This window comes from Paucilactobacillus vaccinostercus DSM 20634 (genome assembly GCF_001436295.1).
Taxonomy (GTDB): domain Bacteria; phylum Bacillota; class Bacilli; order Lactobacillales; family Lactobacillaceae; genus Paucilactobacillus; species Paucilactobacillus vaccinostercus.
This window is the reverse complement of record NZ_AYYY01000025.1, coordinates 24,857-42,738: the sequence shown is the minus strand read 5'-3', so window position 1 is coordinate 42,738 and position 17,882 is coordinate 24,857. Positions and strand designations below refer to the sequence as shown.

Below are 17,882 nucleotides of genomic sequence, written 5' to 3'. Positions count from 1 at the left end.
TAGTGATGGTAGATAAATTCGAACAACTGATTGATGAATTAGGCCTTAACGAACAGCTATTCCAAGGCTTCTTTGGTTTGGAGGTTGAGGAGCATCGAATTACAACGGACGGGCGACTCAGTCGTTATCCCTATCCTGGTGCGTTCGGATCTCGTCGGTACCATCCCTACCTTCAGTCTGACTTTACAGATAGTATGTTGGAATTAATCACAGAACCGACGCGTGGTGGTAAAGAAGCGGTCAAGAATTTAAAGATGTTGCAACAAATTGTGCAAAGTTATCTGCACCAAGACGAGCGGATTTGGCCGCTGAGCATGCCCCCTAAATTGGTTGCTGATGATCTCAATTTTGCGAAAGAAGATTTTACCCGACCGTGGTTTCAAGGGTATCGGGACTACCTAGAAGGAAAGTATGGCATTGAACACGAAATTGTTGCGGGTGCTCATATCAACTATAGTGTCGATGAAAAAGTGCTAAAGATGCTATATGAAAATGGCCTGGCGGACGGTTACGAGAGCTTAGCGGCCTTCAAAAACGCGCTCTACTTTAAGCTAGCGCAAAACTTTGTGTTAAATCGCTGGTTCTTCACATATTTGTTTGGTGCCTCCCCAATTTCCGAAAATAATTATCAAAAATTACCACGCGACCTAGACTACCCGGTGAGAAGTCTTCGGAGTAGCAGTCTGGGATACAGTAATTACAATGATGAAGTGGTGACGTATGAGTCATTGGCTGATCAGGTAAGTCAGCTTAAGCAATTTGTCGCAGATGGTAAATTTTATTCCATTCATGAATTTTATGGACCGGTTCGAATTAAAGGAACTTCGGACAATCTTGATGAGTTGCTTAAACAGGGTATTGACTACCTTGAATTTCGGTCATTTGACCTAGATCCACTGTCACGGGCAGGTCTTAGCGATGATACGCTGGATTTACTAGAAATCTTTTTGGCCTATAGTATGGCGGCTGACTTACCAACGGACATGACGACGGCGTTACGAGACGCTGATCAGCGTAATGAAGAGATTGCCCTTGGTGATCCCAAAGACCGTCCTGAGTGGGTCCGCGATTTGGGCGGTAAACTATTGAATCAGCTGGCAATTTTTGCCCAACGCGTGAATGCACCGCAAAAATATACCACGGCGATCGCGATTGCGGCTAAACGAGTTCGCAACGTGGACTTGACACTCGGTGCGCAGTTAGCCGTTCGAATTGAAGATGATTCGCTTCTGTCGTACGGCTTGAAAGTGGCTAATGATCGCTATCTTCGGGTTCGTAGTGCCCAACAGCCGGTGCAGGTGCTCGCCGATCGTTATTCGGAGTCTATTCAGAAGTTAGTTCGTGAGGCGGTTGTGATCGGGATTCGGTGTCAGCTACTGAATTATAAGGTTGAACTAACGTATGAGGACAACCAAGAAACATTCGACGCGCAGGCCACCTTGGAATTTCCTAAGGGTGTGCACGAGTTTGTATTACAGCATTTTCCAGAAGCAATTAAATTAGTGAATGAATAAAAAAAGGGCGCAATTCCAAATTTTGGAGTTGCGCTCACTTTTTAACGATGGTAAGTCCGAATTGTTGGGGGCTCATAACTGGCCATAAACTGTTGAATTTCATCGATGGAATCAGAGAAAAGCAGTTTGCTGCGGCCTTGTTCCGAGAGAAAGCCTTCGCTGGTCATTTGATCATACATCGCCTGCAGGGGTTGATAATAATGATTGACGTTATAAAAGGCACATGGTTCACTGTTGTCCCCAATGAGGGCCCATGAAAAGGCTTCGGCAATTTCTTCGAGGGTGCCTGGACCACCGGGAAAGGCGATGAAGCCTTCCGAAAGGTTCATCATGGCGGATTTGCGGGCGGCCATGTTATCAACTACTTGGAGGTGAGTAACTGTATCGAGTACTGTTCCTCGATTTTCAAGTTCCTTGGTAATCACGCCCCAAACGACGCCGTTATGATCAAGAACCGATTTGGCGATGACGCCCATGAGGCCATACTTACCGCCGCCGTACACTAAACCAATTTCATGTTCGGCCAACCATTGGCCTAGGGCTGCTCCTGCTTGCTGGTAAACCGGATTAGATCCGAGAGAAGCGCCACAATAGACTGCAATTTTTTTCACATTCATCAACCTGCTTACTTTGGATTTTAATACCACTATTGTACAGCAAATTACACGGAGATGAAAACGGCGTAAAAAAGCATCCCCACCATTAAATATGACGGGGATGCTGAATTAATTGACTAGTTATTACCAAATTTACGTTGGAAGTTCGCAATGTTTGCGTATTCTGTTTGAAGCTGACGGCTCAAACGAATGTAGATTGGAACGAGTTCGCGGTAAACAGGGAAGTTGTCGGGGTTTGGTTGATAAGTGTTGGTCTTACCAATGAACTTTTCAATTTCTGATAGATCATCAATGGTTCCAATACTCTTCATCGCCAGCACAACAGCGGCTAAACAGCCACTTTCGAAGGCGTCAGGAATAGTAACAGGACTTTCAAAAATGTCGGCTAACATTTGACGCCAGAGTTCTGAACGGGCGAAACCACCGGTTGCCATGATTTCTTTTGGCTTACCAACGACTTCTTCAAGGGCTAGCATCACGGTGTAGAGATTGTAGACAATTCCTTCCAGTGCGGCACGAACCATGTGTGCACGAGTATGGTTCCGCGTCAAACCGAAGAATGAACCACGAGCGTTAGCGTCCCAGATTGGTGCCCGTTCGCCACCAAGGAATGGGTGGAAGAGTAAGCCATCTGAACCAGCTGGAATTTCTTTTGCGATTTGAGTTAATAAATCGTATGAATCCATGTTCATCATATCGGCAGTCACTTTTTCAGGGGCGAAGAGTTGATCACGAACCCAACGGAAGACGATACCACCGTTGTTAACAGGTCCGCCGACCACCCATTTGTCCTTTGTCAGGGCGTAGCAGAAAACTCGGCCCTTTGGATCAATGGTTGGCTTATCAGTGACCACACGAACGGCACCAGAGGTCCCGATTGTAACAGCAACCACTCCCGGCTTGATGGCGTTAACGCCTAAGTTAGAGAGTGTTCCGTCTGAAGCACCCATAATGAATGGGGTATCAGTTGGAATGCCGATGACTTTGGCGTATTCGTCGTGCATACCAGTTACTTGTGCCAGTGGATCGACTAATTCTGGTAATTGTTCCCGCTTAACGCCGGTTACTTCAAGGGCTTGTTCGTCCCAATCTAAGTTAAAGATGTTGAAAAGACCAGTTGCGGAAGCAATCGAATATTCTTCTTTCAAAACGCCGAAGAGACGCCAGAAGATATATTCTTTAATGCCAACCCAGTAAGCAGCATCGTCATAGATGTCACGATGTTCGTTCTTCAACCACAATAGTTTGTAGAGTGGTGACATTGGGTGTGTTGGGGTTCCCGTCTTTTTATAGAGTTCGAAACCGATTCCATTTTTCTTATATTCATCTGCATATTTTTCGGCGCGGTTATCGGCCCATGTGATGACCCGTGTAATTGGTTGGTGGTTTTTATCCAAACCAATCAGACTGTGCATTGCGGCAGAGAACGAAACACCGCGAAGTTTACCGGTTTGCAAATCTGCTTTGCGGACCACTTCAGTTAATGCATCAACAACAGCATCGAAGATTTCATTGGGATCTTCTTCCGCCATGTCCGGTTTGTCTTGGTAGAGTGGGTATAGCTTATTAGCGTAGCCCAGTACGTTGCAGTTATCATCGTATAAAACAGCCTTGGTACTGGTGGTACCTAAGTCGACCCCGATCATGTAATCCATTAAAATATCCCTTCCTTTTTGAGTGTGCTTAAGGATTAAAATTAAGTTGAAATAACCTATTTATAGTAGTACTAAATTAAAGTATCAGACTACATTATATGAAAAACGCTTTCACAAATCAAGCGATTTATTGTAAAATATTTACATATAAAAATGACAGTCAAATTCAGGAGATGAAACTTTGAAAAATAACGGCGTTGTTAGAATTAAGGCGTATTATCCTAGCTTTAGTCATGGCGAGCAAAAGATTGCGGATTACATGTTGGCCAATTTAGATACCATTCAGAGAAATACAATTTCAGAATTGGCCAATAATTGTCACACGTCGACAGCTTCAATTTCTCGATTTGTGAAACGCATTGGTTATTCTAACTATCGAGACTTTTTGTTTAACCTAGCCACGACCGATAAGGCGCCATCCAGTTTAACGGAGATGATCGAACAACGGGATACAGCTGCTAGAATTACTGAAAAAACATTTAACGGGGCAATTAATGCACTTCAATCGACCAAAGCAATGCTCAATGAACGGCAACTCAATCAAGCGGTAGCCCTGATCAGTAAGGCCCAGCGGGTTACTTTCTTTGGCCTCGGTGGGTCATCAATTGTGGCTTTAAATGGGTATCACAAGTTTTTGCGGACCAGTCTTGATTGTCAGTATCATCCCGATTTCGATATTCAGATGATGCAAGCCGTTAAAATGACCAAAAAAGAATGTGCCATTATTATTTCGCATTCTGGTGAGAACAATCAGACGGTTGCGATTGCACGTCGGTTGCACCAACAACGGGTGCCGATGATTGTTATTTCGAGTTCTCCAGATAGTTCGCTCGCGCAGTTAGCTGAAATCAGGTTGATTTCAGTCGCAGAAAATATTAACGAGCGTGCGGAAAATCTATCGTCCTTGGTCGCACAACTAACAATTATGGATAGTTTATTTTTGGCAGTGGCCACCGAACAGGCGGATGAGACGGCAAAGGTGATCGATGAGGTCAACCAGGCAATTAATCAAACTTATAAGTAATCGTTACAATCTGCTACCAACAATGTTACTTGAGACGAATATTTGGTAAAATGGAACTATGAATTTTGGTAGGAGATGTAGGGATGAATGGGTGTAACAACCGAACCAAAAAATGCGGCACCAGTTAGTCGCCGTCAGCGATTTGATCATCAGCGTCAACACGGGCGTCACCGATGGGTGGTTACTGTGGTGATTTTGCTTTTGGGGATGCTGGCAGTTGGCGGCGTTTGGTGGCATAGTCATCAGCAATCGGTGCTTAAGGCGTATCCAATTCGGGGTGTCAGTATTGACCAGGATGATGGCTACATTGATTTTCATCAGCTGCAGAGTGCGGGGGTCAAGTTTGTCTACCTCAAGGCAACCTCGGGAGCGAGCTACATCGATGACAATTTTAGTTCTAACTATGAGCGTGTTTCAGGAACGACGCTGCAGGTTGGAATTTATGAGGAATTCAGCTTTTCTAGTAGCGCGGAGCAACAATATCGCTATATGGTGAGCCAAATCGGGCAACAGTCAGGAAACTTACCGATTGCGATTCACATTACCGACTACGGCAAGTATGCTAGTAATCCACCAAACTACGACAAGCAGGGGCGAAAGCTGGCTCGGTTAGTTGAGCTGCTATCGGAACGCTATGGACAGGGATGCATTATCTGGGCGGGACCACAGATTCAAAAGAAACTCGTGATGCCGCATACACCGGGCACGAAACGGTGGACCATTACCGATCAGCTCAAACGCCAAAGTTCACAAGTGAAGTTTATGCAATACACGGGGAACGAAAAATTAGAGGTAGGCGGTAAGAAGACCGACCTAGTCATTTCCGTGTTCAATGGTAGTCGCAAAGAATGGAAAGAAGAAGTGAACTAGTCGCGTGGGTGTTAACGCGCAAAATGAAGCTACAAAAAAAGCCCGACCGATATGGCGGGCGAATAATAGCTATTTTTTGGGACTTGTTAGGGTGTAAGTTTGATCATCCGCTTCATCAACGAGGGTAATAGGCCGTTGCTCGTTAGCTTGAATTGTGATGTGGTAACCAAATTTATCAATGTAAATTAGATGGTGTTCGTCAATTAGTTCAACGTTGGCGGAAATCTCATGCTTATCAATTGATAGTTTAAGTTCGGGTGTGATTTCTAGGTAGTGTGTTCGATTACGTTCGATATCGTAATATTCCCACGTTCCGGCGTAGAAGATTGGCAGCGACGTAGCATGCTTTTTCTTGCTTCGGCCTATCCCGAACGTACTGGTCAGTCCAGCCGCTAATCCTGCACCGAATAGTAACATGCCGCGTTTCTTCATCCTATCATACTCCTCTTCTTTGTTAGTTTGTGGCACCGCAGTTAGCGATCTTTCGAACATTCAAGCACATTATACAATAATTAATGATCAATATGTTTTACATTTACGTAAAATATAGTAATTAGTTGATAAAGTACATTATGATTAGATGACAGAATTATTTCAGGAGGTATGGCGCATGTTAAAATTAGGAATCATTGGCACCCACTGGATTACCGATCAGTTGTTGGATGCAGCCGTGCAAAATGGGCACTGGCAATTGACGAGTGTTTACTCTCGTGATCGGCAACGGGCGCAAGACTACGGTCAGCCACATGGTGCAACCGCGTTTTACGATAATTTAGACGACTTTTTTATGAATGGTGATTTCGATGTCGTGTACGTTGCTTCACCCAATGCACTCCATTATCAACAGGTTCGACAGGCCATTGAAAACGATAAGCATGTCATTGTCGAAAAGCCTGCTTTTACCAATCCCGATGAATTTAGTCAGATTGAGGCGCTACTTCAGGCCCATCCAGCAGTAAGACTGGTCGAAGCGGCCCGGCATATTCACACGCCGTTGTTTAAACAGGTGCAAGCGCAGCTGGGACAGATGGCCACCATTCAGGGCGCGACTTTGACATTCATGAAGTATTCGTCGCGTTACGATCAGGTGCTGGCTGGCGAACAGTCCAACGTTTTTTCGTTGGACTTTGCCGGTGGTGCGTTACAAGATCTCGGTGTATATCCAGTCTATGCGGCGGCCGCACTGTTTGGTGAACCCAATAGTGTTGTCTATTTTCCAACAATGATTGAAACAGGGGCCGACGGAAAAGGGGTTGCCATTCTCACGTATGATGATTTCGAGGTGACATTGAACTTTGGTAAGATTGCCAATTCGCACCTGCCATCAGAGGTATATGGGTTAAAGGATACCCTTGTCATGGATAATATTGCGGATATGACAACGGCTACGTACTATGACGCCGAACAAACTGCCCATGCCTTAACGGCCGAGGTGGCTGAAAATTCAATGCGGCCTGAAATTGATGCCTTTACCGCTTTGTTCGAAGCATCGAACGATTTAAATCAATTAAAAAACTATGAAACCTGGTTTAAGCTGAGTCGACTGGTCAATTCATTATTGTACACACTACGTCAATCAGCCGGAATCAAATTCCCGAATGAATAGAGAGGATAACAACGTGATCGAAGTATTTCAAGAACATTTTAAGGAACTGGGGTTCAAGCAACCGACGGTGATCCAAACCGCGGTTTTTGACGCCCTATCACAGGACCGTTCTGTTTTGGGGATTGCACCAACGGGATCGGGGAAGACAATTGCCTTCACATTACCGATTTTACCCAAGGTCATGCCTAAGCAGGGGGTTCAAATTTTAGTGCTATCACCCTCACAGGAGCTCGGCGTACAAACGGCTAACGTCATGCGCGAATGGGCCCGGTTACTGGATATCAAGGTCTTAGCACTCACTGGGGGGGCGAACATGCACCGCCAAGTCGATAAGTTAAAGGCGCATCCTGAAGTGGTGGTTGGTACACCGGGACGAGTCTTACACCTTATTGACACGGGGCACCTTAAGCTGGGAAAATTGCAGACAATGATTGTTGATGAAGCCGATGATATGCTCCAGGATGAAACGCTGGCAGTCATTGAAGATATTGAACGGACTACGCCAATGACGGCGCAGTTGGGCTTTTTCTCGGCAACCCGGACGAAAACATTGGACGAACTGAGCTATATGTTTGGCCGAGATATCGTAGAATACGATGTGCGGCATGAAGACCATTCCCAAGGAGTCGTGCGGCATGCTAATCTACAGGTCAGTCGGACCCATCAACCGGATATGCTGCGGAAGCTCAGTCATATCAAAGATTTTCGAGCGCTGGTATTTTTCAATCAAATTAAGACGTTAAACTACGTGGCGGCTCGGTTACGCCATGAACATGTTTCAGTTGCGGTGCTAGGTGGTAATCAGCGCCAAACAGAGCGGGAAAAGGCCCTTCGAATGTTCCGAAAACGCCAATTGAAGCTCCTGCTAACGACGGATGTCGTAGCCCGGGGATTAGATATTGAAAAATTACCAACGGTGGTGAACTACGACTTACCGACGAATCCGTTGACGTATGTGCACCGAGTAGGGCGGACCGGACGGCAAGGGGAACCCGGGATGGTGATTAATTTCGGGAATGATCATGATCTGCGAGACCTGAAAAAGTTGCTAGCGGACACGGATTATACGCTAAAGCCGATTTACTTCTATCACAATCAGCTCATAGATGAACGACCGCAAGAAGGCGAAAAGGCCGAATCAGTTCAAGCTAAGGCTCACCGTAAGATGCGCAAGGATCAGCACACCAATGATAAGGTAAGTGTCGATAAGCACGTCAACAAGATGTTTGATGAGGCCGATCAGTATAACAATAAGTCCAAGCGGCACAATAAAAAGAAGAAGCGTAGTCAAAAGGATAAGGGAATGCGGCATAAGCGGCAAATGCAGGCCCAAAAGAAGGAAGCCGAACATTCTCACGACGAGTAATTTTAATGGATAACCTTTACAGAACTCATGATTAATGAGAAAATATTGGTTGTCTTGGTCCAATAGTATAACTGGATAGTACTCCCGCCTCCTAAGCGGATGATCCCGGTTCGAACCCGGGTTGGACCAGTATTTTGAGCATTTTCAACATGATGTTGGGGATGCTCTTTTCGATTGCAAGAAAGTGGCAATGATGACTTTCGCCTGTGCGTGGGGATGGTTTGATACAGGGTTTTTGTCGATAAGGATTAAATGGTCTTAATTTAAAAATTGACTAAAACCCGGTAAAGTGTGTGCAAACTACTTTACATTCTTCGAAGCGATATTATAATTGGCCTATGGTTAAATAATAATTTACTATAAAGAGGTGCTAATGGAATGTATATTATTAAAGTCGGCCATAAGTGGATCGGAAAGCCCAATAAACAGGGAAACTACTGCCTAGTGGACAGTAGTGATTCAGCATATGACTTTCAAACGTTCGAAAAAGCAGAAGCCTATGCGGACCTCGTCAATGGGTTTGCCACCCCTAAAAGCTAATGACAATTTTAAAATAAAGACGATCTTTGAAATTACCCGGTAGTGGGAAAACAAAGATCGTCTTTATTTTGTTTGGATTGGTTAGCGCAATGATTTGCGGTATCCGGCCGCTTGGGCTTGTGCTTCTGTGTTGAAGTAAACGGCATTAGATGCGTTCATTCGGTAACCTGCCTGTCCAGGAACGTGGTAAATATGACTATTAGCGTTACCGACAATCTTTCCTTGAACGTCACCCGTATTCATATCACCCGTGTTGGTGGTATTGGAGGCAGTCGCTGTGGTCGTGCTTGAAGAAGTGGTGGTTGCGGATTGATGACTTTGTGTCTGTGTTGAGCTGGCGGCTTGGGCGCTTGCTGTTACCTTGCTAGTACCATCAGCGTAGTGAATTTTGACGCCATCCTCGATGTTGAAAATATAGACATTAAACGAAATGGCATTACTACCAATTGACTGCGCCTGCATGTGAACCCCGCGTGCTACGAGTTCGTCACCACGAAAAATGGGGGTGACTTGGTAGCGAACGTAACCGTTGGGATTGTTCTTGAGGTAGTAGGCCAAATCATCTTCATAGCGTAACATCTCTGGTGAATTTAAAGATCGAGTACCAGTGATGAGATTCTTGGGATTATTGTTTTGCCCGGTGAGTTGAAACCCAATCAGGTGGGATCGGTTATAGAGATACCCACTTTTAATGCGCTTGTTGTGCCAACCGGTAGGATCGACAGTTAATGCTTCCCGTTTTTCAGTTGGCATGAGACTTTTACTGAGCATGGCATTTGCTACGGTCGGTCGATTTTGACGGTCTAGATTACCGTAGCTTTGCCAAGCACCCTTGGTCGTTGTCAGTTCCTTCTTGGTGAAGGTCGGGTTACCGTTATTAACGTCAATTGTTTGGTCACCCTGGTACTTTAACTTGGCGAGCTTTTGGTTGTCCTTTGCCGTACTGGTTTTTTTGTGGTGCTTAGCGGCCTGAACCGTTGTTTGTGAACTAGATGTTGTTGAGACGTTGAGCCCGCCAGTACTGACCATCACAGTGGCCAACACTGTGATGATCGGAGCGAGGATCGTCCGTCTAATAATTTTAGGTAACATCAATTAATCCTCCCATGATAAATTTAATGTAAATTCATCATACCATCGTATGATAAGTAATCACATCTGGAAATTATCAAAAAAGAAGATAAAAAAATTTCCCGTACCGTAGAGGGCGGGAAATGAAAATTGAATTTAATTTTAGTTAGACCGTTTCTCTTTTGAAAGAGTCAATGTATTCGGTAATCTTCTTCAACTCTTCCTCTGATAAATCACTAGGAAGGTGAGATGCTAAGATCCGAGCTGTTCGATCGATGTGTTCTGGATCGAGATGTTCATCTAATAATTCAGAAATCGTCACATCGAAGTATTGTGCCAGCTGGTACATTGCGGAAATCCGTGGCTTTTTCAAACCGGTTTCCCAGTTGCTAATTTCTTGCTTGGAGAAGTTTAAGGCTTCTGCCAGTTCCTTTTGAGTCAAGTTACGTTCGTTTCTGAGAGCAGCAATCTTCATGGAAAGCACTGGTTTATTTTCGCGTTGTGTCACTGTTTCAACCTCTTTCTTAGCTTTAAATAACATACCCTAATCATCTAATGTTGCGCCCTAAAAAGCAAGAAATATGCCAAATACTAATCTACTTCTAATTATTAGACACATAATTTAATTGTTTGATCATTTTTCAAGCCGTTTTCACGATAAGTCTATCAAACCGGCAATTAAAACGCCTTCTTGCTAGCGTTAGCTAGGCTGATAGGTCGTATGAGTTAATTAATAATATAAAAAAAGTGTCTCCGTCATGGAAACACCGTTGGTTATTTGACTTTTTTGAAAATGTACCATTTAGAAAATGCGTAGTTCACGATGATCACGATGACGTTATCGATGACCTTCACCAAGATCGAGTTCCAATTGAGCATGGAAATACCGACGTACATGATAATGATATCGATGACGAGGGTCAGGATTCGGAAGAAGTAGAATTTAACGAACTCAACGATAAACGCTTTGAAGGTGGTATAGTGTGACGAAAAAACCCAAACCTTATTCGTGAGGTAGGCAACCAGCACTGAGAGGAACCAAGCAATAACGTTTGCTACCTGATAGTTCCAGTTCCAGTAATCCAAGATGGCAAATACACCAATATTGATGATTGTGGTAATGCCACCAAAGAAGATGTAAGCGATCATAGATTGATATTTTCTAAACAGGACCCAAACTTTATTAATCATTTACTTTTTCGACAAGACTCTTTGCGAATGCATTGAGCGTGTTGATATCCTCGTTTTCTGGTTCTAGGTTAATTTTGACAGCTTCGGCGCCCTTGGTGGCCTTGGCCTTTTCGAAAGCGGCGGCGAACTTGTCAACAGAGACACAGTAGTCGTCCAAGTAGAAGGTATCCCCAGAACCGGCCACACCGTAAATCTTACCCGAGAGGTCTAGTTCCTGTAAATCTTCATAGAAGTCCATGCCTTCTTCTGGTAGGGCGCCTTCATCATAGGTGTACGGACAAACGACACAGATATCAGCGTCTTCAAATTCTTCAGCGTCGGCTTGGGTGATCTCAGTTTCGTCAACATCAACTCCCAAATCTTCCAATGCTTCGGTGATAACATCGGCAACATCTTCATTGTTACCAGTAATGGTTGCGTATACGACAAGTGCACTAGCCATATGGAATTTCCTTCTTTCATTATGTAATACTTCGATGTCCCCTAGTATAGCAGATATCGGCTTTTGAAAAAAGAAAAGCCCCAGCGAAATCTTTAAACTCAGGTTAGTAAAAGTGTATACTATTATAGAATAAGGGACGGATGAACCCGACCAAAATCGTCGTTACCAAAGTAACGGATATGAAACTGTCTAAAAAAGGAGTCCATTATGATTAGTTTAAAATCACCACGTGAAATTGAAGCAATGCGCCAATCAGGTGCACTACTGGCCGGGATGCATCTTGGTTTGCGCGACATCATTAAGCCAGGCATCTCCAGCTGGGAGATCGAGGAATTCGGACGCGACTACATTGAAAGTCACGGCGCGATTGCGGCCCAAATCGGGTTTGAAGGCTATGAATATGCCACTTGTGTCAGTATCAATGATGAAATTTGTCACGGTTTTCCCCGCAAACACGTTTTTCTGCAGGATGGTGACTTGGTGAAGGTCGATACGGTCGTTAATTTGGACGGGGCCTTCAGCGATTCATGTTGGAGTTATGCCGTTGGGACCCCCAGTGATGAGGTCCAACGCTTAATGGACGTGACGCATAAGGCACTTTACCTGGGCATTGACCAGTGTGTGATTGGCAACCGGATTGGTGATATTGGAGCGGCTATTCAACACTACACCGAAGACGAAAATGGCTATGGTGATGTTCGTGAATTTATCGGTCATGGTATTGGTCCCACCATGCATGAGGATCCAGCGGTGCCCCACTATGGCGAAGCAGGTCGCGGGTTACGCCTGAAAGAGGGGATGACGATTACTGTCGAACCTATGATTAATACGGGAACGTGGAAGGCTGATACGAGTGATCCAAGCGGTTGGTTAGCCAAGACTGCCGATGGCGGGTTGAGCTGTCAGTACGAACATACGCTGGCGATTACGAAAGAGGGACCTAAGATTTTAACCTCCCAGGATCCGGAATTTGATGCCAAGTATTTATAAGTAGACGAGGAGTTTATTATGCGACAATCAGCCTTTAACAAGGTCAGCCTGTTTTTTAAGACCTTTTTTAGACATTATGGGATGGCTCAGGTTTCAACCTCGGCCATCGTGCTTGCTTATTATTCGCTACTGTCTATTTTCCCGGCAGTCATCGTGGTGGGGAATATTTTGCCATTGGTTGGATTGAAAGCAGACACCGTACTGAATTACCTGTCGACGGCCATGCCGCCGTCTATTTTTAACTTTATCCGGCCACTGATTTTAGATTTCTTGAAATCGGGGAGTGGTGGCTTGCTGTCAATCGGGGCAATTGTGACGTTGTGGTCCACTAGCCAAGCGGTCGCTGCTTTTCAGCGGAGCGTCAATCATGCGTATGGCGTGGCGGAGGATCAAAACGCAATCGTTAACCGGGTACTGTCGTTTATGTGGATGGTGGTTGTGATTTTGATCATGGCCGTACTCATTATCTTCTTTAGTATTGGCGAGTTAATTTTACGGGAACTCCGGCACTATGTTCATATCGACATGAGCCTGATTAATTTCGTTGCATCGATTAAGTGGCCAGTAACATTCTTTGGACTATTTATTTTATTATGTCTGCTGTACTATTTTGTGCCCAATGCCAAGGTTCGGCTACGCTATGTAGTGTGGGGCGCGCTGCTCGCCACCATTTTGTGGATGCTCCTGTCACAGGTTTTTTCGATCTATACGCATTTGTTTGCCAGAACGGTTACATCGTACAAGACGATTGGGGTCTTTATTGTGTTGATGCTTTGGCTAGATTTATCGGGTATTATCGTCATGATCGGGGCCACGTTGAATGCCACACTCCAAAACTTATTCGGTGTGATTCGAGAAAAAAAGCACCCGTTTGAGAATATGATTGAACATTTTAAGAAATAATGTGAGGAGATCTGACTAGGTACCCTCACGTAAGATAAAATTCCTGATTGATCGTGAACGTGACGGTTGATGAGGAATTTTAAGCTGTGTCGGCGAAAATGGATTTGTAAGCCAATGGATGATGGCACAAAAAGACCGAAATCCATTTTAGTGAATGAATTTCGGCCTAATATGCTATGCTGTTGCTTCTTCCGCTTTGAAGACGGGAGTTTCGATGGTTTCGACGTACTTGGCAGAGACGGGTTCCACGTAAAGCTTTTCGCCGTTACTTTCAAACAGATCTAGTTTGGCAAGCATGTCCATCGCAGCCTTAACTGAGGCTTCGTCCATGTTATCGTTCGCGTAATTCAACTTTAACGTGTGTGACTTTCCTAAACTACCCTTAAATGCTAAACTCAATGCTTTCATATATGAACTTCCTTTCTATTTAAACCGATTATCTGGGATTATTTAACGTCCAATTGGTAGGCCGTTGTGACAATGGCACTATCAAAAGTATCTTTAGAGATTGTTTGTAGTAATTCACCAAGTTGTTGAATGTTGTCTTCCTTAGCGTCTTCGGCTAGGTGACTGAAAGTCCGCGCGATGCCCTTTTCGTGCCCTTCGCCTACCATCATCAACTGAACCTTTGCGTTTGAGAATGTTTTAATCATTGTGAAAACTCCTTTGAATTTGATTTAGTAAGTGGCGGCCGCTGCTTACATGAACAAGAACGAAATAAAACGGCAAAAGTTAACCATCGTTGGAAAAAAGTTTGATTAATAGGTAAAGACACGGTGATGGTTTATCTTAGAGGATCGCTAGGCTATAATGTTAACTAGGATTTTAACGGAGGGCATCAATGACGAAAAAAATTACGAAGATTGAAGCTCAGAAGCGGCAGGGACGCTATAACATTTATTTGGATGGCAAGTTTGCCTTCGGGGTGGCTGAAAACGTGCTGATTCGCTTCCAACTCGCGCGAGGATTGGAAATTGATGAGCAAACCGAGCAGCGGTTAATTGATGCAGACGATGTCGCGAAGGCCTATAGTCGGGCGTTAGATTATTTGTCGCATCAATTACGGGCAGAAAGCGAAGTTATTCAGAAGTTAAAGGATTTGGAAATTCCAGCGGATAAGATTCCGACGGTGATGGGGATGCTGCGCGAGCAACACCTCCTAGATGATCAAAACTATGCGGATAGTTTCGTGCGGACGATGATGCTGACGTCGGATAAGGGGCCAACTGTGATTCGGCAGAAGCTCCGTGCCAAAAAGATTGGCGAAAACCTGATTGATGCGGCACTAGAGAAGTACGATCAAGATCGAATGGTGGAAAATGCGACTAAGCTGGCGGAAAAACAGTTGAAGCACTACCATAAGGTACCGTTGAAGATGCGCCTACAAAAGGTACGCCAATCGTTGATGACGAAGGGATTCAAAAGTGACTTAATTACGCAGGTGTTAGATGAGTTAGAAATTCAGGATGATCCGGACGAAGAATGGGAGCAGTTGAACCTCCAAGCTAGCAAAATTTGGCAACGAAATCGCCGGTTCGATTATCGGGAACGGGTAATGAAAACTAAGCGTAGTTTGGTTGGCAAGGGATTTTCGTTTGATGAGATTCAACGGTGGATGGATGAGAATGAAGATTAATATTACAGTTATGTAACACTTTGTTAGTTTACTAACTAGTCTTATAAGTAGATGCTACTATAAGGCTAGTTTTATTTATTAGGGGGAGAACTTATGGAAAGCAAAAGTCATTATAAGCTATACAAAAAAGGTAAGATTTGGTGCGCAATGGCAATCGCTACCGTTGCATTGGGAATTGGGATGGCTAACAATGTACAAACCGTCAAAGCAGCGGATCAAACTAGTACATCGCTAACTACTAGCGCCGGTACGACTACTGATGTTAGTGCCAGCATTAGTACAACTAATAGTACGATAGCGAGTTCAAGTAGTGTTCAAGCTACCAACGGTACTGAATCAACTAATGCAGTAAGTACAGCACCGACAGCAGAACAGGCCACAAGTAGTGCGACTCAAACTAGCAGTGCAGCAAGTGATACAAAAACTTCAGCAAGTTCGGCTGTAAATGCTGATTCAAGTAATTCGAGTGCTGCAACTACTTCTATAAGTACTGCTGATTCTAGCGCCAGTAGTGCCGTAACTGGTTCGGATACTTCATCGCAAGCGACTACAAATAGCGATGAGAGTGTTCTAATTAGTGATACGACTGAAAATGGTGTGCGAACCATTAATAAAGCACTTGCTGCTAATACAGCGGCAAATGGATTATACACGCAAAATGGAGAAACTTATTATTATGCAAATGGTGTAGCTAAAACTGGATTACAAACTGTTAATGGTCATGAATATTATTTTGATACTAATACCGGAGCTATGAAAACAAATTATTTTTTGAATCAAAATGGAAATATGTATTATTTTGGTGAAAATGGACAAAAGTTTATAAAACAATTTTATAGCAATTGGAATAAGGTGTATTATTTTGGTGAAAACGATGGCGCCAGATATACGAACCAGTTTTATAGCGGCTGGGGAAACATGTACTACTTTGGTAGTAACGGTGCACGGTATACGAATCAGTTTTACAGCAACTGGAATAAAATGTACTATTTCGGTAACGGTGGTGTAAGATATACGAACCAGTTTTATAGTGGCTGGGGAAACATGTACTACTTTGGTAGTGACGGTGCACGGTATACGGATCAGTTCTACAGCAACTGGAACAACATGTACTACTTTGGTGATGGTGGTGTAAGGTTTACGAACCAGTTTTATAGTGGCTGGGGAAACATGTACTACTTTGGTGGTAATGGTGCACGGTATACAAATCAATTTTATAATAATTGGGGCCACACATACTATTTTGGCGATGGTGGTGTAAGATATACAAATAAGTTTTATCACAACTGGGGTAATCTTTATTACTTTGGCGGTAATGGTGCGCTAAATACCAATAGTTCTTTCTACTATAACGGTGTAAAGTTCATTGCCAATTCCAAAGGGATTTTGAATTTAGAAAATGCAATTAATTCATATATTATTTCGAACAAGTTAGGTCATGCCACGATTCAAACCAATATTTGGAGTGGATACCCAACGACAGAAATGAACTATGAATATGATAAACCCGAAGGTGTAGTTGTGCATGAAACTGCCAATACCGGAAATGATTCAATTAATATGGAAATTAATTATGCTGAATCAAACTGGAAAAATGCATTTGTTCATTCATATGTGAGTGATAAGCAGATTGTGAACGTTTGCTAATACTGATCTTAAATGCTGGGGTAGCGGTGCCGCAGGAAATGCTAGATTTGTCCAATTTGAACAAATTGAAGTTCATAGTAAGGCTGCTTTTGCAAAGGAATTAAATAATGCAGCATATTATACTGCGTATTTGCTAAAGGAATATGGATTAACTCCATCGCTGGCAAAATCAAATAAAACTGGTACAGTATGGTCACATCACAATGTTTCACAGTATCTTGGTGGAACCGATCATACGGATCCCGACGGATATTGGTCAAAGAATGCTAGCTCGTTTTTCAGAACAAGTTATTCAATGAATACATTCTTGCCACTGGTTGAATACTACTTTGTGCAAATGTAGTAATTTTATATAAGTGAAGTTGAATTCTTTGCGATAATCTCTTTGTGGTTGTCAGACGAAATACAATAATTCGTCTGACAACCACAAAGAGATTTTTATGTGATAAATATATTTTTTGTCAGAGAAGTCGTAAACTACGACGAGGTACTAAATAAAAGTTTGCATATTTTCGGATACCATTGAGTTTGATACTTTCTTGTATTAGTTTCTTTTGGAATGGCAGAAAATAGTTACTTTTTCTAGTCAAATAGTTATAGTCAGATGTGTTGTTGGTAAGTTCAACTCTACCGTAATTCAGTGCTCAATTAAGGTTATTCTTTAATCTTGAGTAATTTATTTTGAGTAAATGTATACACTAGTGTGGAGTTTACTAATTAATAATTCTTTTATGATATTTTGTGATTCCCTGACAGTACGTTTGTAAAACTTAGAAAATTGGGCATTTTAGCTCCTGCTCCTGTAAAAGA

General features: G+C 43.4%; 19 protein-coding genes and 1 tRNA gene. 11 read left to right on the top strand and 9 right to left on the bottom strand.

All coding sequences use genetic code 11. From position 1 onward, the window contains the following. Window positions 1–5 precede the first annotated feature (5 nt). On the top strand, window positions 6–1,514 hold the full coding sequence (locus FC26_RS05425; protein ID WP_057778532.1) for a hypothetical protein: 1,509 nt from the start codon (window positions 6–8) through the stop codon (window positions 1,512–1,514). A gap of 41 nt (window positions 1,515–1,555) precedes the next feature. Here FC26_RS05425 and FC26_RS05420 read toward each other — a convergent pair whose 3' ends face one another. Both FC26_RS05420 and gntK read right to left on the bottom strand, forming a co-directional pair. Continuing rightward, on the bottom strand, window positions 1,556–2,125 hold the full coding sequence (locus tag FC26_RS05420; RefSeq protein ID WP_057779074.1) for an LOG family protein: 570 nt from the start codon (window positions 2,123–2,125) through the stop codon (window positions 1,556–1,558). A gap of 122 nt (window positions 2,126–2,247) precedes the next feature. Next, window positions 2,248–3,786, bottom strand: a complete 1,539-nt coding sequence (gene gntK / locus FC26_RS05415; protein ID WP_057778531.1) for a gluconokinase — start codon at window positions 3,784–3,786, stop codon at window positions 2,248–2,250. A gap of 181 nt (window positions 3,787–3,967) precedes the next feature. On the opposite strand from gntK, the gene FC26_RS05410 reads away from it, so the two are divergent. Both FC26_RS05410 and FC26_RS05405 read left to right on the top strand, forming a co-directional pair. Continuing rightward, window positions 3,968–4,810 (top strand): MurR/RpiR family transcriptional regulator, encoded by an 843-nt coding sequence (locus FC26_RS05410; protein WP_057778528.1) that lies wholly within the window; start codon window positions 3,968–3,970, stop codon window positions 4,808–4,810. An 87-nt stretch (window positions 4,811–4,897) separates the two neighbouring features. Further along, a complete protein-coding gene (locus FC26_RS05405) occupies window positions 4,898–5,680 on the top strand; it encodes a GH25 family lysozyme (RefSeq protein ID WP_057778526.1) in 783 nt (260 codons plus the stop codon). A gap of 69 nt (window positions 5,681–5,749) precedes the next feature. On the opposite strand, the gene FC26_RS05400 is transcribed toward FC26_RS05405, so the two are convergent. Continuing rightward, window positions 5,750–6,112 carry a DUF4828 domain-containing protein gene (locus FC26_RS05400; protein ID WP_057778524.1) on the bottom strand — a complete coding sequence of 121 codons (363 nt, stop codon included), beginning with the start codon at window positions 6,110–6,112 and terminating at the stop codon, window positions 5,750–5,752. Between the two features lie 178 nt (window positions 6,113–6,290). Between FC26_RS05400 and FC26_RS05395 the strand changes: the two genes are divergently transcribed. The 4 genes from FC26_RS05395 to FC26_RS12725 all read left to right on the top strand — a co-directional run bounded on the left by FC26_RS05395 (window position 6,291) and on the right by FC26_RS12725 (window position 9,192). Beyond that, window positions 6,291–7,286 (top strand): Gfo/Idh/MocA family protein, encoded by a 996-nt coding sequence (locus FC26_RS05395; protein WP_057778522.1) that lies wholly within the window; start codon window positions 6,291–6,293, stop codon window positions 7,284–7,286. Between the two features lie 13 nt (window positions 7,287–7,299). Next, complete coding sequence (locus tag FC26_RS05390) at window positions 7,300–8,652, top strand: DEAD/DEAH box helicase (RefSeq protein WP_057778520.1); 1,353 nt, start codon at window positions 7,300–7,302, stop codon at window positions 8,650–8,652. Window positions 8,653–8,708: 56 nt separating this feature from the next. Then, a tRNA-Arg gene (locus tag FC26_RS05385) sits at window positions 8,709–8,781 on the top strand. A 249-nt stretch (window positions 8,782–9,030) separates the two neighbouring features. Continuing rightward, complete coding sequence (locus FC26_RS12725; RefSeq protein ID WP_157061074.1) at window positions 9,031–9,192, top strand: hypothetical protein; 162 nt, start codon at window positions 9,031–9,033, stop codon at window positions 9,190–9,192. Window positions 9,193–9,273: 81 nt separating this feature from the next. Here FC26_RS12725 and FC26_RS05380 read toward each other — a convergent pair whose 3' ends face one another. The 4 genes from FC26_RS05380 to FC26_RS05365 all read right to left on the bottom strand — a co-directional run bounded on the left by FC26_RS05380 (window position 9,274) and on the right by FC26_RS05365 (window position 11,896). Next, complete coding sequence (locus tag FC26_RS05380; protein WP_057778518.1) at window positions 9,274–10,284, bottom strand: DNA/RNA non-specific endonuclease; 1,011 nt, start codon at window positions 10,282–10,284, stop codon at window positions 9,274–9,276. 145 nt (window positions 10,285–10,429) lie between these two features. Beyond that, the gene (locus FC26_RS05375) at window positions 10,430–10,771 is read right to left on the bottom strand and encodes a helix-turn-helix domain-containing protein (RefSeq protein WP_162259972.1); all 342 of its coding nucleotides are present in this window, start codon (window positions 10,769–10,771) and stop codon (window positions 10,430–10,432) included. A gap of 266 nt (window positions 10,772–11,037) precedes the next feature. Further along, entirely contained in the window at window positions 11,038–11,454 is a 417-nt protein-coding gene (locus FC26_RS05370) for a GtrA family protein (protein WP_057778515.1), read from the bottom strand. Then, a complete protein-coding gene (locus FC26_RS05365; protein WP_057778513.1) occupies window positions 11,447–11,896 on the bottom strand; it encodes a flavodoxin in 450 nt (149 codons plus the stop codon). Before FC26_RS05365 ends, FC26_RS05370 begins: the two co-directional genes overlap by 8 nt. A gap of 207 nt (window positions 11,897–12,103) precedes the next feature. On the opposite strand from FC26_RS05365, the gene map reads away from it, so the two are divergent. Beyond that, a complete protein-coding gene (gene map / locus FC26_RS05360; RefSeq protein WP_057778511.1) occupies window positions 12,104–12,886 on the top strand; it encodes a type I methionyl aminopeptidase in 783 nt (260 codons plus the stop codon). A gap of 18 nt (window positions 12,887–12,904) precedes the next feature. Next, entirely contained in the window at window positions 12,905–13,789 is an 885-nt protein-coding gene (locus FC26_RS05355) for a YihY/virulence factor BrkB family protein (protein WP_057778508.1), read from the top strand. A gap of 174 nt (window positions 13,790–13,963) precedes the next feature. Here the strand turns inward: FC26_RS05355 and FC26_RS05350 are convergent, their stop codons facing one another. Next, window positions 13,964–14,197 (bottom strand): DUF2922 domain-containing protein, encoded by a 234-nt coding sequence (locus FC26_RS05350; protein ID WP_057778506.1) that lies wholly within the window; start codon window positions 14,195–14,197, stop codon window positions 13,964–13,966. A gap of 38 nt (window positions 14,198–14,235) precedes the next feature. Then, window positions 14,236–14,442, bottom strand: coding sequence for a DUF1659 domain-containing protein (locus tag FC26_RS05345; RefSeq protein ID WP_057778504.1), 207 nt, complete (start codon window positions 14,440–14,442; stop codon window positions 14,236–14,238). Window positions 14,443–14,630: 188 nt separating this feature from the next. Between FC26_RS05345 and recX the strand changes: the two genes are divergently transcribed. Continuing rightward, window positions 14,631–15,425, top strand: a complete 795-nt coding sequence (recX, locus tag FC26_RS05340; RefSeq protein ID WP_057778502.1) for a recombination regulator RecX — start codon at window positions 14,631–14,633, stop codon at window positions 15,423–15,425. A gap of 93 nt (window positions 15,426–15,518) precedes the next feature. Next, on the top strand, window positions 15,519–17,072 hold the full coding sequence (locus FC26_RS13045; RefSeq protein ID WP_057778500.1) for a KxYKxGKxW signal peptide domain-containing protein: 1,554 nt from the start codon (window positions 15,519–15,521) through the stop codon (window positions 17,070–17,072). The last annotated feature ends 810 nt before the right edge of the window (window positions 17,073–17,882 follow it).